The 15,519-nt window shown below is 71.6% G+C and carries 13 protein-coding genes; 3 read left to right on the top strand and 10 right to left on the bottom strand.

Features of this window, described 5'->3' with window-relative positions:
* Window positions 1-70 precede the first annotated feature (70 nt).
* The 3 genes from ADL03_RS12760 to ADL03_RS12750 form a co-directional block, all read right to left on the bottom strand.
* On the bottom strand, window positions 71-544 hold the full coding sequence (locus ADL03_RS12760; RefSeq protein ID WP_053733974.1) for a MarR family winged helix-turn-helix transcriptional regulator: 474 nt from the start codon (window positions 542-544) through the stop codon (window positions 71-73).
* A gap of 61 nt (window positions 545-605) precedes the next feature.
* On the bottom strand, window positions 606-1,151 hold the full coding sequence (locus ADL03_RS12755) for a class I SAM-dependent methyltransferase (protein ID WP_231641804.1): 546 nt from the start codon (window positions 1,149-1,151) through the stop codon (window positions 606-608).
* A 29-nt stretch (window positions 1,152-1,180) separates the two neighbouring features.
* Window positions 1,181-2,011: a hypothetical protein gene (locus ADL03_RS12750; protein ID WP_053733579.1), complete on the bottom strand. Its 831-nt coding sequence runs from the start codon at window positions 2,009-2,011 to the stop codon at window positions 1,181-1,183.
* An 89-nt stretch (window positions 2,012-2,100) separates the two neighbouring features.
* Between ADL03_RS12750 and ADL03_RS12745 the strand changes: the two genes are divergently transcribed.
* Genes ADL03_RS12745 through ADL03_RS12740 form a run of 3 tightly spaced genes read left to right on the top strand, consistent with a single transcriptional unit; the run spans window position 2,101 to window position 5,538 of the window.
* The gene (locus ADL03_RS12745) at window positions 2,101-3,276 is read left to right on the top strand and encodes an SGNH/GDSL hydrolase family protein (RefSeq protein WP_053733578.1); all 1,176 of its coding nucleotides are present in this window, start codon (window positions 2,101-2,103) and stop codon (window positions 3,274-3,276) included.
* A gap of 57 nt (window positions 3,277-3,333) precedes the next feature.
* On the top strand, window positions 3,334-3,459 hold the full coding sequence (locus tag ADL03_RS50190) for a hypothetical protein (RefSeq protein ID WP_255353355.1): 126 nt from the start codon (window positions 3,334-3,336) through the stop codon (window positions 3,457-3,459).
* 9 nt (window positions 3,460-3,468) lie between these two features.
* Window positions 3,469-5,538: a hypothetical protein gene (locus tag ADL03_RS12740; RefSeq protein WP_053733577.1), complete on the top strand. Its 2,070-nt coding sequence runs from the start codon at window positions 3,469-3,471 to the stop codon at window positions 5,536-5,538.
* Window positions 5,539-5,550: 12 nt separating this feature from the next.
* Here ADL03_RS12740 and ADL03_RS12735 read toward each other — a convergent pair whose 3' ends face one another.
* The 7 genes from ADL03_RS12735 to ADL03_RS12705 all read right to left on the bottom strand — a co-directional run bounded on the left by ADL03_RS12735 (window position 5,551) and on the right by ADL03_RS12705 (window position 15,518).
* Window positions 5,551-6,474 carry a helix-turn-helix domain-containing protein gene (locus ADL03_RS12735; RefSeq protein WP_157528527.1) on the bottom strand — a complete coding sequence of 308 codons (924 nt, stop codon included), beginning with the start codon at window positions 6,472-6,474 and terminating at the stop codon, window positions 5,551-5,553.
* Between the two features lie 69 nt (window positions 6,475-6,543).
* Window positions 6,544-7,737, bottom strand: coding sequence for a S1 family peptidase (locus ADL03_RS12730; protein WP_197288281.1), 1,194 nt, complete (start codon window positions 7,735-7,737; stop codon window positions 6,544-6,546).
* A 223-nt stretch (window positions 7,738-7,960) separates the two neighbouring features.
* Window positions 7,961-8,890, bottom strand: a complete 930-nt coding sequence (locus tag ADL03_RS12725; protein WP_053733972.1) for a hypothetical protein — start codon at window positions 8,888-8,890, stop codon at window positions 7,961-7,963.
* Entirely contained in the window at window positions 8,887-10,929 is a 2,043-nt protein-coding gene (locus tag ADL03_RS12720; RefSeq protein WP_197288280.1) for a sorbosone dehydrogenase family protein, read from the bottom strand. Before ADL03_RS12720 ends, ADL03_RS12725 begins: the two co-directional genes overlap by 4 nt.
* A gap of 96 nt (window positions 10,930-11,025) precedes the next feature.
* The gene (locus ADL03_RS48370) at window positions 11,026-13,506 is read right to left on the bottom strand and encodes a PQQ-dependent sugar dehydrogenase (RefSeq protein WP_053733573.1); all 2,481 of its coding nucleotides are present in this window, start codon (window positions 13,504-13,506) and stop codon (window positions 11,026-11,028) included.
* Window positions 13,507-13,683: 177 nt separating this feature from the next.
* Complete coding sequence (locus tag ADL03_RS12710; protein ID WP_053733971.1) at window positions 13,684-14,487, bottom strand: ABC transporter ATP-binding protein; 804 nt, start codon at window positions 14,485-14,487, stop codon at window positions 13,684-13,686.
* A gap of 26 nt (window positions 14,488-14,513) precedes the next feature.
* Complete coding sequence (locus ADL03_RS12705) at window positions 14,514-15,518, bottom strand: ABC transporter substrate-binding protein (protein WP_053733572.1); 1,005 nt, start codon at window positions 15,516-15,518, stop codon at window positions 14,514-14,516.
* Between the last annotated feature and the right edge of the window lies 1 nt (window position 15,519).

Below are 15,519 nucleotides of genomic sequence, written 5' to 3'. Positions count from 1 at the left end.
CCTGCCCGAACGGGCGCGGCCGTGCCCGTTCGTACCGGGAAACCGCGCACGCCGGCGCCGAAGACAGCGCTCACCGCGCCGACCGCCGCCGCGGCGCACGCTCCGCGGTGGACACCGGCTCGGGCGAACGCCCGGCGACGAGCACCGCCAGCGAGCGGAGGAACTGCTCGCGATCGGCCTCCGGAAGGCGTGCGAGCACCGAGTCGTGCAGTCCGGAGAGGACGGGTTCGGTGGCCGCGACGAGCGCACGCCCCGCGTCGGTCACGAAGACCACCCGCGCCCTGCGGTCCTCCCGCGACGGTCGGCGGGTGGCCAGACCGGCGCGTTCCAGCGCGTCGATGGTGTGGACCATGGTCGACTTGTCCAGGCAGGTGAGCTCCGCGAGCTCGCCCTGGGTCCGTTCCTCCCGGTCCGCGCACCTCAGCACGCTGACGGCGCGCAGCGAGGTGCCCACCCGCTCCAGCCGCTGCGCGGCCACGAGCTCGATGTCCCTGCTCAGCAGCTGGAGCTGCACCAGGAGGTCACCGGCGGTCCGTGCGGTCATGCCCGCCAGCATGCCAGGTAGTTGATTGTGAAACCATCCGGTTCTCAACCATTGGACGAGCTCATTCTCCGGGCCGGTTCCGGCTGTGCACCGAGACCGCGTAATCACCGCCGCGGAACTCCGCCCGATCCCAGGTCGCATACCGCTCCACGAGCCGCAGACCCGCATTCGCGCAATGCTCGTCGTATTCGTCGACGGTGTATCCGCGGTCCAGGCCGAATCCCGCGACGAGGACTTCGCCCACGTGCTTTGCGACTCCGGCGACCAGAGCGTTCTGCGTGCCGGGCGGTGTGAACAGCGGCACGTTCCCCGCCATTACCACCACGTCGAACCTTTTCCCCAGATCGAGCGCGGCCAGATCGGACTCGACCCATTCGACATCCGGCGCCCTGGTCCGCGCGGTGGCGAGCATCGAGGCGTCCACGTCGACGCCCACGACCTCAATGCCGTGCTTGGCCAGCTCGATCCCCACGCGCCCGGTGCCGCACCCGGCGTCGAGCACGGTCTTCGGTCCATAGGCCCGCACGAACGTCGCCTCGCCGTGCACGTCCATCCCCGAGGCGGCGAGCTCGTCGAACCTGGCCTGGTACTCCGCTCCGTTCCACACGCCGTGGAGCCTAGGCCGTCCCGGTCGCGTCAGCGGGGCAGGAAGACGGCGGCGGCCGCGATCAGCGGCCCGAGCACGGGCAGCGCCACCTGCAGCTCCCCGAACAACGTCCGGTCGACGCCGATCGCCTGCTCCAGCTTCGCGCGCTGCTCGGCGCGGTCCACCAGGTCGGCGCGGTCGGCGGGCTGACCGGAGAACACCGCGCCGACGAGCTGTTCTCCACGGGTGCGGATCGCGGCGGCCGCGGGCGCGTAGAGCAGCCCGACCGTCGCCGACCCGCCGCCGCCGAACACGACCACCAGCTCGCGCGGCGCGTTCTTGCTCATCAGCAGGCCGGCGCCGAGGGCGAGCGTGGACAGCGCCACCAGTGCCCCCAGCCCGGACGCCAGCCGCTGCAGCCTGCGCCGCAGCCCGACCAGCTCCACGACGGACGCCTCCAGCCCGGCGAGCTCCGTTGTGGACGGCTGGGTCAGCGCGAGGTGACGCACCCCGAACATCGCGGCACCGGCCCACGCACCACCGGACACGGCCAGCAGCACCAGCACGTCCCCGCGCCAGCCGGCGCCGGGCCGTGCGGCGAGGACCTCGCCGAGGACGACCACCGCCACCACCCCGGCGACGAGCACCGCCGTGGGCAGGACCACCGAGCGCCTGTCCAACGGCCGGATCGCCGCCAGCTCGCGCCACTGCGCCCTGCCGTGCAGCGCGACGAGCCCGGCCGCGCAGCACAGGCTGACCGCGAGTGCCGCCCACACCTGCCACAGCGGGTTCGCGCGGCCGGCCGAGGTGAGCGCGACCACCAGCCCGGCGACGCCCATCAGCACCACCAGGACACCACCGCTGCACCGCGCTCCGGCCACGCCTCAGTGTCCGCTACCGGACAAGCCCCCGCCCAAACCCGCAGAACGGCGGATACCGCGCGGGTGGGAGCGCTGCCAAGGTCGAGTGCATGACGCGCTTGCTGCTGGCGGTGGCGCTGGTCGTGGCCGCGGCCTCCCCCGCCCACGCCGCCCCCGCCCGCTGGGTCGGGACCTGGGCCGCCGCACCGTCCTCCGCCGTCCCCGGCACCGAGAACGGCTACGTGAACTTCTCGATCCGCAACATCGTCCACGTCAGCGCGGGCGGCCGGGAGATCCGCGTGCGCCTGTCCAACGCCTACGGCCGCACACCCGTGCTCTTCGGCCAGGTCACCGTCGCGCTCGCGGCCGGCCCGGACACGCCGACCGCCCTGCCCGGCACCATGCGCACGCTGACGTTCGGCGGCGCCGTGTCGATCACGGCTCCCCCCGGCGCGGACGTGGTGAGCGACGGCGTGGCGCTGACCGTGCCCGCCGACTCCGACCTGCTGATCTCGGTGTTCACGCCCGAGCCCGGCGGCCCGGTCACGCACCACCAGCTGACCATGCAGAACTCCTACTTCACCCGCGACGGCAACCACACGGCCGCCGAGTCCGGCGCCGCCTACGGCGAACGCACCACCGCCTGGCACTACGTCTCCGGCGTCGACGTGCGGTCCACGACCCTGCGCGGCAGCGTCGTGGCGCTGGGCGACTCGATCACCGACGGCGCGAACTCCACGTGGGGCGCCAACCTGCGCTGGCCCGACCAGCTCGCCGACCGCGTCAACACCCGGCTCGGGGTGCTGAACGCGGGCATCAGCGGCAACCGGCTGCTGCTCGACGGCACCTCGGCCGGCCCGAACGCGCTGGCCCGGTTGAACAGGGACGTCCTGACCCAGTCCGGGGTGCGGACGGTGATCGTCTTCGAGGGCATCAACGACATCCAGCAGACGCCGCACGAGACCGACCCGCAGAAGATCATCGCGGCGCTGCGGCAGATCGCCGGCCGTGCGCACGACCGCGGGCTGCGCGTGGTCGGCGCGACGATCACGCCGTTCAAGGGCTGGTACAGCTACACGCCGGAGCTGGAGCAGGTGCGGCAGGCGGTCAACGCGTTCATCCGCGGCAGCGCGGAGTTCGACGCGGTGGTGGACTTCGACGCGGTGATCAGGGATCCGGCCGACCCGCAGCGGATCCGGCCGGACTACGACCAGGGCGACCACCTGCACCCCGGCGACAAGGGGTTCACGGCGATGGCACGGGCGGTGCAGGTCGCCACGCTCTAACGCGGTGCTCGGACACTCCGCGCCGGTCACGGTCCAGGGCTGGCCGCGTTCACGAGCGTGCGGTTCGACGTGGACGGCGTGAACTCGTTCGCCGTCAACGAGATGACCGCGGAGCTGCCACCGGTCACCCGGGGCCTGCTGATCTTCGGCTCTCATCGCCCGCACCCGCCCGGCACGGCCTAAGCTCGCTGTGTGATCACACCTGGGGGTCGTGAGCTGTGGGTCGACCTGAACGAGGTCGTCGCCCGCGACCACGGCGACGAACGCACGGCGGCGCTCGAAGAGGTCGTGTGGCGCGCGGACGTCGCCGACGCACCGCGCATCACGTTCCTGGCGCGCCGGGAGCTGGCCGCAGCGCACCAGACCGACGGGCGCTGGGACCTGGTCTACCCGTTGCTGGAGCAGTGTTTGCGGGAGCACGAGCAGCGGCCGTGGCGGTTCGAGCGCGACGACGAGGCGGAGCTGCTGGAGTGGTACGCGTGGCTGGTCGAGGCCATGGTGGACTTCCCGGACCGCACGCTCGCCGAGGTCCACACCGCGGCCGCGGACCTGGAACGCCGCTACCGGCAACGGGATCTGCCGCTGGGCGAGGTGTACCGGGCGCACCACGGGATCGCGGTGCACATCGGTGATCTGGCGTGGGCGGAGGAGGCGTTCGCCCAGCAGGTCGCGGCGAGCGAGCCGCGGGACCCGTGGCTCGACGTGCACCGGATCGACCACCTCCTGGCGCTCGGCGACGAGGAGCGGGCACTCGAGCTGGCGGAACCGTTCCTGCGCGAGCCGGGCGTGTCCGACGAGCTGACGACGCGGGTGCGGCACCTGGTTCTCCTGCCACTCGTCAGGGCCGGCCGGTGGGAGGACGCGGCGATGACGTTCCGGCGGCTCACGCGCGGGATGTCCGGCGAGTACTCGCGGCTGGAGGACCACGGTGGCATGGCGTTGTTCTGCGCGCTCACCGGAAACCTCAGCGAGGGCACGATCTGGCTGCGCGCGGTGGACGACCTGCAGCGCCGCAAGCGCCCACTGGCCACAATGGAGTACGCCGCCTGCGCCACGCCGCTCACCCGGCAGCTCGGGTGGATCGACACCGAACGGACGCTGCGCGCGCTCGCCCAGGATTTGGCCGCGCAGTTCGACCGGCGCAACGGCACCACGGCGTGCGGCGACCGGATCCGGCGGAAGCTGACGGCCGAGCAGCTCGTCGACTTCCTGGCGCTGTACCCGACGAGCCGGCCGCCGGTTCCCGCGCCACCACCGGACCTCACCGACGCCGAGCTGCTCGACCGCGCGGAGCTGCACGACCTGCGGTGCGAACCGGACGAGGCGCGCGTGTGCCTGTCGCGGGTGAGCGAGGACTTACCCGAGCCGCTGCGGGCACAACGCGACGAGCTCACCGCGAAGTTCTTCCAGAGCCCCGAAACCGGGGCGGTCCTGCGTCGCGCCGCACGGACGTACGAGCAGCACGGCGACCGCCGGCGCGCGGAGCTGACGCGGTGCTGGATCGGGTTGTGGATCGTGCACGAGGGCGATGTCGAGGGTGGCATCGCGGCGGTTCAGGACGCGGTCGAGCGGCTGTACGAGATCGGCGAGGGCCAGGCGTGGGGCGAGTACTGGCTCGCATACGTGCTGGCGGGCCAGAACCGGCACGAGCAGGCGCTCGACGCGATCGCCCGCGGCAAGCGGCACGCCCCTGACGCACTGGCGACGGGCACGCTCCTGGCGCTCGAAGCACAGCTCACCGGGCAGCCGCCCGTGGAGGCCTACGAGACCTTCGTCCGCAACGACGTGCCGGAGAAGGCCTTGGAGGCGTTGTACCTGCTGCCGGAGGACATCACGCGCACCGCACCGGAGCATCCGCGCGTGGCCGGGCACCTGCGGTACCTGAGGGCGCTGCGGACGATCAACGCCGGCACGCCGGAGCTCGCGCTGGACGACCTGAACGAGGCCGTGGGCCAGGCGCAGCGCCGCAACAACGCGACAGTGGAGCAGTGGTTCCACCTCACGCACGCCAACTACGCGGCCCGCCGGTACGAGGACGCGGTCGACGCCGGGCTCAAGGCCGTGGCGTGGCTGGACCACCTCAAGACCGAGGACGCGAGCTGGGAGCAGGCCGCGGACGAGACCCGGTTCCTGGTGGCGCAGTGCTACCAGCTGCTCGGCGACCACCCGGCCGCGGTGCGGGAGTACCGGGTGCTCGCGGCCGGGGACGGGCCGATGGCGGCAGCCGCGTTCGTGGCGGCCACCGCACTGCTGGAGGCTTAGGCGCTCATCGCCCTAATCCCATTCCCAGCAGATTCCGTGAATTCCCGGCGCGCACTTCGGCAGGTAGAGGTGCGCTTCCGGAGTGGTGTTCACGTGCAGGCGTCTGCGGTCCAGCTGAGGTGCGTCCACCTTCACGCGCCGGTATTCGTAACAACGGCGCGGAGGTGCCACCGGGTCGAAACTGACCCGCAGGAGATAGGTTTCGGTGTACCGCACCCGGCGTTCGTGCGAGATGGACGGGCCGTCGTTCTCACCGAGCACCCACTCGTGCTCCAGGACCGCCGTTTCGCCCCTCGCCAGCGGGCGGGCCAGGGTGATCACGGCCGCCGTGTAGCCGCTGGCCGGGTCACTGCGCAGCTCGGTGACCTCGCCACCGCGGACGTGCAGGTCGCACGGCATGGCGTCGCCCTCGTCCGCGCCGTGCACGACCGTGAACCGGTCGGCGCGGTCGGCCACGCAGCGCAGGACCTGGGTGGTGCTGAGGCGCCGCATGGTGCGGCACGCACCGACGTGGCAGGTCTCGTTCGTGTCGAGCACTGACACGAACGGGTTAGGGTCGCCGGTCTCCGCTCCGGCCACGGCCAGGAACGGCGAGTCGTCCCCGTAGAGGGCCCGGATGCTGACGGCCTGCCTGGACTGGCAGCGCCCGCGCGGCCTGGGTGGTTCGAGGAACTCGAACAGGGTGCCCTGGGGGAGGTCGAGGATGGCCTCCAGCTCGCGCAGCGCCCGCAGCGACTTGGGCCGTTCCGGCCTGCTGCGGCCCTGCTGCCAGTAGCTGAGCGTGGCCAGGCTGATGTTCACGCCCCGCTCCGCGAGCCGCACGCGGAGCCGGTCGAGGGTCAGTGCCCGGCGGCCGATGGCGGTGCGGAGAGCGTCCGCGAACCGCTCCTGCCCCAGGACCGACTCGGGTCCGGGTAGTTCATGAGGAGCTGCCACGGGTAGCGATGATGCCCCGAAAAGGTGAATGCCGATACCTCCTTCCGAAGGTATCGGCATTCGCGGTCGTCACCCCACGTTGAGGGTCAGCCCGTAGTACGACAGGGCGTCACCGAGCGGCTGGAAGTACGACGACTTCCCGCGCTCGTTGCCGCCGTTCCAGGTGCACTGCTGGTCGGTCGGGCCACCGGAGGTCATGCCCTGGGCCTGGCTGCCCGAGATGTACGCACCGCCGCTGTCGCCGCCCATGGTGCAGACGGTGGACGCGCCCAGCCCGCGGATCACGGTGTCCGGGCCGCCGTTGCGGTCGATGTAGGTGACGGTCTGGTTGTAGCCGGTGATCGAACCGCAGGTCCACCCGGTCGTGGCGCCGGACTTGCAGATCGACGAGCCGACCGCAGCCCGCGTGCTGCCCTTGACCGAGACCAGGCCGGCCGCGCCCCACGTCCCGACCTGCGTCGCGATCGAGTTGCCCGCGTCGACCCTGGCGATGCCCATGTCCACGCTGTCGCGGCCCAGCGCGTAGCGGGTGCTGGTGCCCTTGGCGAAGCGCGTGCCGTCGAAGCGCAGCTCCGGCAGGCCGTCCACGCAGTGACCGGCGGTGACGAGGTACTGCGTGCCGCTCGACGACCGGGCGCCGAAGCCCACCGAGCACCAGCCGGACGTGGCGTTGATCGTCATCTTGCTGCCGGGGTAGATCGTGGCCTGCGCGCTGAGCTGCCGGTCCACCCGCTCGACCCGGACGGCGGACCCGAACGCGGCCGCCTCGGCGAGGAACGCCTTGGCCTGCGGCTTGCCGGGGTCGGCGACCTTGATCGTGACGACGTCCGCCGCCACGTCCACGCCCCACGCGGCCACACCCGAGGGCGCCTGTCCGGAGGCGAGCGCGTCGAGCTTGGACTGGATGGCGGCCAGCGCCGCCTCACCCCTGGCCGGCGTGCGGGCGGTCAGCCCGGCCGCGCGGACCTTCGCCACGCCCGCCTGGTCGGTGTTGACCGTCAGCGCGCCCTTGCCGTCGAAGAACGCGCCGTCGACGCGCACACCGTCGCGCACGATCCCGGTCAGCGCCCGCTGGGCGGCGGCTTCGCCGTCCAGCCGCTGCACGGCGGCGGCGTCGCTGGTGCCGAGCGTCCTCGCGAGTGCCGCCACCATCTCCGGCTGGTAGTCGGAGCCGCTCGCCGCGGCCGTTCCGGCACCGGAGAGAACGGTCAGCGGAATGAGACAGGCGAGGGTCGCGGCACCCGACAATCGATTTCGGAACACGATGGAACCTCCCATTCCCGGAGCGGCCACCGCAGGGAGGAGGGCGAAATCGTGAAAATGACGAGTTCGCTCAGATGGCCCGTCTCCGGTCGGCGGTTTCCCGCCGCACATCGCACTCTGCCCCGCCGCGTCCGGGGCGGGCAACGACCGGTATTTCAGGGACGGCGTCCGAGATTGTGAAAACGCCGGAACCGGTCGTCACCCGCCGCTCACACCGGGCCGGTCACCGGCGCATCCAGCGGTACTGCAGGGCCACCTCCCACGGCCGGACGGCCCGGTCGAGGAACATCAGGCTGTCCATCCGGCAGTTGCACGCGTTGCCCTCGCGGGTGTTCTGCGGGTAGCTGCCCCCGATCTTGAAGCCACGCGGGTCCGTCGCCGACGCCACGTCGGGTTCGGGCTCGCCCACCAGCCGCCACGGGTCACCCGCGGCGACGTATCTGCCCGCCAGCGCCTTTCCGTTGCGGTACAACGCCATCGCGCCGGTGTCGAAGTCGAACGTCGCCGACAGGAAGACCCATTCGCCCTGCGGCAGCAGCGTCCGCCAGTCCTCGGTGGCCGCGAACGTCTGCGACTCACCACCGTCGAGGCGCCGGCCCAGTGCGACCAGCTTCAGCTCACCGTCGACGGCGATGAGCTCCAGCAACGCCCGCACGGCGTGGCCGTTGGAGTCACCGGACAGCACACCGGCCAGGCCGATGGCGCCGTAGAGGTCGTCCGGGTTGGCGGAGTTGGAGTTCGGCGCCGGGTTCTGGCCCGTCATCTTCACCCAGCCCATGATCGACGCCTGGCGGGCGCCGTTGAACGCCCGCAGCGACGGCACCCCGGACTCGCTGTACAGGCCGGCCTTCCAGTCGTCGTTGCCGGCGACGGCCGGGTTGACCTGCTTGAGCTGCAACGAGTTCCGCGAGCCGCGGAACGCGCCGTCGCGCACCCGCATGTCCGCGCCGCCGTTGACCAGCGACAGCGCGGTGCCCGACCGGCCGCGGTCCTGTTCGAGCGTCCGGTCGCCGCGCACCGGGTGCTCGAAGTCGTAGTAGGCCACCAGGTTGCGTGCCAGCGTGGGCAGGACGGCGGGTGAAACCGCCGACGCGGGCGCGGCCAGGCCTGCCGAGAACGCCGCCACCAGACCGAGAACGAGCGCCCGCCTCACCACTGCACCCCTTCGCCGCGCACCCGCAGGTCGCGCAGCCGGCCGACGTTGTCGAACGAGCCGAACCCGACCCGGCCGGACGGGAACGTCCGGTCCACGGCGGTCATCAGCGGATGGCGGGAACCGTCCAGGTACACCGCGATCTCCCCCGTGTCGGCGCAGTGCCGGACCCGGACGCGGTGCCAGCCGGTGTCGGTGACCGCGGGAGCCGCACCGACCGAACGTGCCGCGTCCCACTGGTGGTCGAGCCGCAGCCGGTCGGCGTTGTTCACGACGAAGATCCCGTTGTGCGGGTAGATGCTGTTGTCCGACGAGAGGTGGACGTAGTAGAACTCGGTGTCCGAGCGGTACCCGAACACGATGACCACGTCCCGGTTCGACTCGGCCACGGGCGTGTCGAGCCGCACCGAGGCGTCGAACTGCACCGACCCGAACGCGGGTCCCTTGCGCAGCACCGCGTACTCGAACGGCCGCCGCGGACCCGGCCGCGCGACGCCCGGCTGGGCCAGCACGACCTCACGGCCGGGGAACTGCCACAGCGCGGGCGTCACCGGCTCCCACGACCGGGCCGAGGTCGCACCGGACACCTGGTCGTAGCCGGTGGAGCAGGAGGCGAAGGTGCGCGCACCGGTCACCTTCCACACCTTGCCGTTGGCCTTCGCCAGCACGTACAGCTCACCGGCCGCGTCCTGCCCGAACCGCAGGTCGACCCGGTTCGGGTCGCCGACGAGCGCCTTCATCGTGGTCAGCGCACCGCCGGAGTACACCATCAGCTCACGCGACTCGACGAACGGGCGGCCGGCGCGCAGCGAACGTTCGTCGGCGGTGTAGAGCAGCCCCTTCACGCCCTCGCCGTAGATGTACCTGCCGCGCAACGACGGGATCTTCGCGCCGCGGTAGACGAACCCGCCCATCAACGCGGTGCCGCTGTCCGCGCAGGGCCGCACCGAGGCCTGCCGGTTGTGGTCGAACCCGGTGACCGGGTAGGTGTAGCCGTACTTCGCGTCGTCGGCCGGCAGCGGGAACACGCCGCACGACGGGTCGCCGCGGCGGTACTCCCACTGCGCCTCGCGTTCGCTCCAGCCGAGGTTGGCGCCCTTGCGGATCTCGTAGACGGCGTCGACGGCCTTCTCCCCGATGTGGCCCATGAACATCCGGTGCGAGCCGCCGGAGTCCCAGCTGAACCGGTACGGGTCGCGCATGCCGTACGCGTAGATCTCGCCCAGCGCGCCCGCCTTGCGCGCGAACGGGTTCGAGCGCGGGATGCCGTAGCGACCGTTCACGCCGTTCGTGCCGGCCGGGTCGATGCGCAGGATCTTGCCCTGCGGCAGCGCCAGGTCCTGCGGCACCGTCGTGGACACACCGATCCCGCCGTCGCCGGAGGCGACGTAGAGCAGCCCGTGGTCCTCGTCCCACCAGTGCGCCGTCGGGTTGAAGCCGATCTCCTGGAAGCCGTGGATGAACGACGCGTAGCCGACGCGCAGGACCTCGCGGCGGGTACCGGTGAACGCGTCGGCGCGCGGGTCGGCGGCCGTCCACTCGGTGATCACGCCGTGCACCTGCGTGTCGGCGGGCGAGGGCAGGTCCGGCTTCTTGCCGGTCAGCGCGGAGCCGGTCTCGGTGTGCACGGTGTAGAACTTGCCGTTGCGCCGGAAGTCCGGGTGGAACGCGGCGAACCCGAAGCCGCTGCCCAGCCCGCGGTGGTTGTGGAAGTCCGGCCCGATCGCGGCACCCAGGTCCAGGTAGACGTGCTGGGTGCCGCCGTCGAGCAGGTACAGCCGGCCGTTCATGTCCGGTACGAACAGGCGCCCGGAGCCGTCCGGCACCTCGCCGAGGTAGTTGATCCGGTTGTAGCGGCGCAACCGCGCGTCGGTCGGCGGCGGCACCGGCTGCGAGGCGGGCAGCTGCGCCACCTCGGTCAGCTCCAGGCCGATCCCGGACTGGCCGGGAGTGGGCAACGGGTCGGCGACGGGCAGGTCGGCCTGCGCGGCCGCGGCCGGCACGAACAACGCCGACAGGACCAGAGTTGTTACTGCCAAACGGGTCAACCGTTGGTACATCCCCACCACCCTGTGGGTCTGGCCGTGGCAGCACGGCAGCGGAAAGCGCTTTCCAACGCGGCGGCCACCGGGAATCTACCCAGCTGATAATGGTGATACAACCCTCGTCGGCCTGGTCACCCACTCGTGCTGCGCGCGCACCTCGTCGGCGGTGACCGCGCGGTCCAGGAACATCAGCCCGTCCACCCGGCAGTTGCAGGCGTTGGCCTCGCGGTCGTTGCGCGGGTAGCTCCCGCCGACCTTGATCCCGCGCGGGTCGGTCGCCGACGACAGGTCCGGCTCCGGCGGCCCGGCGAGCTGCCACGGGTCACCCTTGACCGCGTAGGAACCCTCGACCGGCCGGCCGTCGACGTAGAGACCGATCGCGCCGGTGTCGAAGTCGAACGTCCCGGCCAGGAACACCCACCTGCCGGGCGGGATCAGCGTCCGCCACCCGGCTTCCGAGACCCAGTACTGCTTCTCGCCGCTGTCCAGCCTGCGGGCCAGCGCGATCAGCCGCATGGCGCCGTCGTGGTTCTCGGCCTCCAGCAACGCGCGGGCGGCGTGCCCGTCGGAGTCGCCGCTGAGGATCCCGGCGAACCCGATGGCGCCGTAGAGGTCCGACGGGTCCGAGGTGCCGGAGTTGCGCGCGGGCGCCTCACCGGTGACCTTGACCCACGTCATGATGGAGATGCCGCGGACGTTGGTGAACGCCCTCATCGACGCCACGCCGCCGGAGCCGTGCACGCCGGCTTTCCAGTCGTCGTTGCCCCTGCTGTCCGGGCGCACCTGCTTCAGCTGGACCGACGTCCGGGAGCCGGGGAACGCGCCGTCGGCCGTCCGCATCGCCGCACCGCCGTTGACCAGCGACAGCGGCGTTGAGGCGCCCGCACGGCCGATGTCCTGCTCCTTGGCCGCGTCGCCGGTCACCGGGTGCTCGAAGTCGTAGTGGTGCACGACGGACGCGGCGATGGCGGGTGAGACGTCGCCGGACCCGGCCGAGGCGGTGGGTGCGGACAGGGCGGTGGGTCCGGACAGGGTGGCCGGGGCCGCCGGTGCGGCGGTGCCGGTGATCCGCAGGTCGTTGATCCCGCCGGCGTTGCCGAACGCCTCGGCCGTCTGGACGGTGCCGGTGACCTTCCAGACCTTGCCGTTCGCCTTGGCCAGCACGTACAGCTCCCCCGCCGCGTCCGCGCCGAACCGCAGGTCCACGCGGCTCTTGCCGGTCAGCGTCCGCAACGTCGTGCGCCGGCCGGCCGCGTCGTGCACCGCGAGCTCGAAGGTCTTCGCGATCGGCGCACCGGCCCGCATGTCCTGCTCGTCTGCGTAGTACAGCAGCCCCTTGACGCCCTCGCCGTAGACGTACTTACCCCGCAACGCCGGGATCGCGCTGCCGCGGTAGACGAACCCGCCGATCAGCGCGGTGCCGCTGTCACCGCACCCGCCGCCGGGCCGGTTGTGGTCGAACCCGGCGACCGGGTAGGTGTAGCCGTACTTCGCGTCGTCGGCGGGCAACGGGTACAGCTGGCACTTCGGGTCGTCGCGCCGGTAGGTCAGGTGCCCTTCGCGCTGCCCCCAGCCGAGGTTGGCGCCGGGCCTGACCTCGTAGACCGACTCGACGACCTTCTCGCCGATGTGCCCGAGGAACATCTTGTGCGTGCCACCGGCGTCCCAGCTGAACCGGTACGGGTCGCGCACCCCGATCGCGAACAGCTCGCGCAGCGCTCCCGGCCGCCCCAGGAACGGGTTCGACGCGGGAATGCCGTACTTCCCGTTGCCGCTGCCGGTCCCCGCGGGGTCGATGCGCAGGATCTTGCCCTGCGGCACCGCCAAGTCCTGCGGCACGTCCGAGCGGTAGCCGACACCACCGTCGCCGACTGCCGGGTACAGCAGGCCGTGGTCGGGCGTGCCGGGCGCCGCCGTCGGGTTGAAGCCGATCTCCTGGAACCCGTGCAGGTACATCTCGAACCCGATGCGCAGCAGCTCCCTGCGCGTCCCCGCGAACGTCGCCGCTGCCGGGTTCGCCGCGGTCCACTCGGTGATCACGCCGTGCACCACCGAGTTCGGCGACGGCAGGTCCGTCGGCTTCTTCAACGCGTCCTTGACCTCGGTGTGCGCGGTGTAGAACTTGCCGTTCGTCGCGAACTCCGGGTGGAACGCGACGAAACCGAACCCGGACCCGAGCCCCTGGTGGTTGTGGAAGTTCGCGCCGATCGCCGCCCGGACGTCGAGGTAGGTGCGCTGCCCGGTGCCGTCGTGCTTGAGCGTGTAGAGCTTGCCGTTCATGTCGGGGACGAACAGGCGGCCCGAACCGTCCGGAACCTCGCCGAGGTGGTTGACGCGGTTGTACTGGTTGAGGCGGCTGTCGCCCGCGGCGGGCGTGGTCGAGGACTGCGGCAGGCGCGCGATCTCCCGCAGCCGCAACCCGATGCCGGACGGGGCGGGTGTCGGGAGTGGATCGGCGACCGGGCCCACCTGGACCGCGGCGGGGCTTGGCTGCGCCGTTGCCGGTGGCGCCAGGGAGGTCGCGACGAGCGCGAACGTCGCGAACAGGACCGAGAACGATCGTCTGGACACGTTCCACCACCTCGTGGGTCGGCTGCTTGGAAAGCGCTTACCACGCGGCGGCTGGCCAAACTCTACTCACCGCCGCCGGGCCGGACAAGGGCACGCACCCGGCCACGCTCTCACCGAATCAGTGCGCACCCGGCCGCAGCCCCACACCACCCGCGTCGGGCCGCGCCCCCGCCGGACTCACTCGCGCTCGGTCCCGGCCCCCAGCAGGTCCCGGATGTGCGCGGCCGCCGCCGCGAACTCCGGCCGGGCCATCGTCGCCGAGTACTCCCGCTGCTGCGGCAGGTCGACGTCGATCACCTCCTTGACCACGGCCGGGCGCCGCGTCAGCACGACCACCCGGTTCGCCAGGTACACCGACTCCGCGATCGAGTGCGTCACGAGCAGGACGGTCGTGCCGGTCTCGTGCCACACCCGGTGCAGCTCGACGTTCATCTGCTCGCGGGTCAGCGCGTCCAGCGCGCCGAACGGTTCGTCCATCAGCAGCACCCGCGGCCGGTGCAGCAGGGCGCGGCACAGCGCCACGCGCTGCTGCATGCCGCCGGACAGCTCGTGCGGCAGTGCGTTCTCGAAGCCGGTGAGCCCGGTCATCTCGATGAGCTCGTCGGCGCGCCGGCCCGCCTCGGCCGCGTCCATGCCGCGCATCTCGGCCTGCAGCAGGATGTTCCTGCGCGCGGACCGCCACTCCAGCAGTGCCGCGCGCTGGAAGACGAACCCGATGTCGTGCCGGGGCCCGCGCACCTCCTCGCCCAGCAGCCGCACCGAGCCAGAGGAGGGCCGCAGCAGACCGGAGACGAGCTTCAGCAGTGTCGACTTGCCGCAGCCGGACGGACCGACGATGGACACGAACTCGCCCGGTGCGACGTCGAGCGAGACCTGGTCGATCGCGGTGGTCTCGGCGCGTTTCGAGTGGAAGCGCACGGAGACGCCGGTGATGGCGACGGCACTCGTGGCCGCGGTGGTGGTCATCGGTTCAGCGCTCATCGGTTCCGGCCTGCCCTTCCACGCGCTCATCCCTTCGGGGCAACGCTTTCCTCCCAGTACGCGGAGGGCTCGGCCGCCTTGCCGATGATGCCGGTCTGCTGGAAGGTGTCGATGGTCTTCTTCCAGTCGTCCGCGCTGTTGACGCCCGGCGCCTTGCCCTTCGTGGCGTCGGTGTGCAGCAGCGTCAGCGTCGTCTTGAACTGCTCCAGCACCACGGTCGGCGAGGGCAGCTGCTCGGCGGCGCCCTTCATCGCGTCGGCGGCGGCCTGCGGGTCCTGCTCCGCGGCGGTCCACGCCTCCTGGGTGGCCTGGACCATCTTCTTGACCAGCTCGGGGTCCTTCTGCAGCAGGGACCTGCCCGCGAGCAGGCCGTTGCTGAAGTAGTTCAACCCGAACTCGGAGAACCGCAGGTAGGAGACGTCCTTGCCGGCCTTCTCCTTGATCGTCGGCCCCTGGTCGGAGGCGAAGCCGAGCAGCACGTCGGTGCGGCCGGAGATGACCGCGGCCATCTTGCCGGCCGGGTCGATGTTCTGGATGGAGACGTCCGACTCCTGCATGCCGTTGCGCTTGAGGAACGCGGGGAACGTCTTGGTGAGCGCGTCACCGGCGGTCGTCGCGACGGACCTGCCCCTGAGGTCGGCGGGTGTGCTGATGTTCTTCTCGGTGAAGAACTGCACCGACGCCGGTGTGGTCTGCAGGTACACGCCGATGCTCTTGACCGGCACGCCGTTCTCGACCGCGGTGGCCAGCGCCGAGGTGTCCGCCCAGCCGAAGTCCGTCTGGCCGGCGCCGGTCGCCTGGACGGTCTTGCCGGAGCCCTGGCCCGCCTGGATCTTGAGCTTGATGCCGTGCTTCTCGAAGATGCCCTGCTTGAGCCCGTAGTAGAACGGCGCGTGCTCGCCGTACGGGTACCAGTTGAGGGTGAGCGTGGCCTCCTGGGCGCCACCGGAGCCGGCCGCACCGCCTCCGCCACCACCGCAGGCGGCGACCAGCAGCACCGCGGGGAGCAGGCCTGCGAGCACTTTCCTCATC

It is taken from the genome of Nocardia sp. NRRL S-836 (assembly GCF_001279525.1).
Classification (GTDB): domain Bacteria; phylum Actinomycetota; class Actinomycetes; order Mycobacteriales; family Pseudonocardiaceae; genus Lentzea.
This window is presented reverse-complemented; position numbering and strand designations above follow the sequence as displayed.

Coding starts and splice junctions, on each gene's coding strand:
- ADL03_RS12760 (WP_053733974.1), bottom strand. CDS start 544: ATGACCGCACGGACCGCCGGTGACCTCCTGGTGCAGCTCCAGCTGCTG.
- ADL03_RS12745 (WP_053733578.1), top strand. CDS start 2,101: ATGACGCGCTTGCTGCTGGCGGTGGCGCTGGTCGTGGCCGCGGCCTCC.
- ADL03_RS12710 (WP_053733971.1), bottom strand. CDS start 14,487: ATGAGCGCTGAACCGATGACCACCACCGCGGCCACGAGTGCCGTCGCC.
- ADL03_RS12705 (WP_053733572.1), bottom strand. CDS start 15,518: ATGAGGAAAGTGCTCGCAGGCCTGCTCCCCGCGGTGCTGCTGGTCGCC.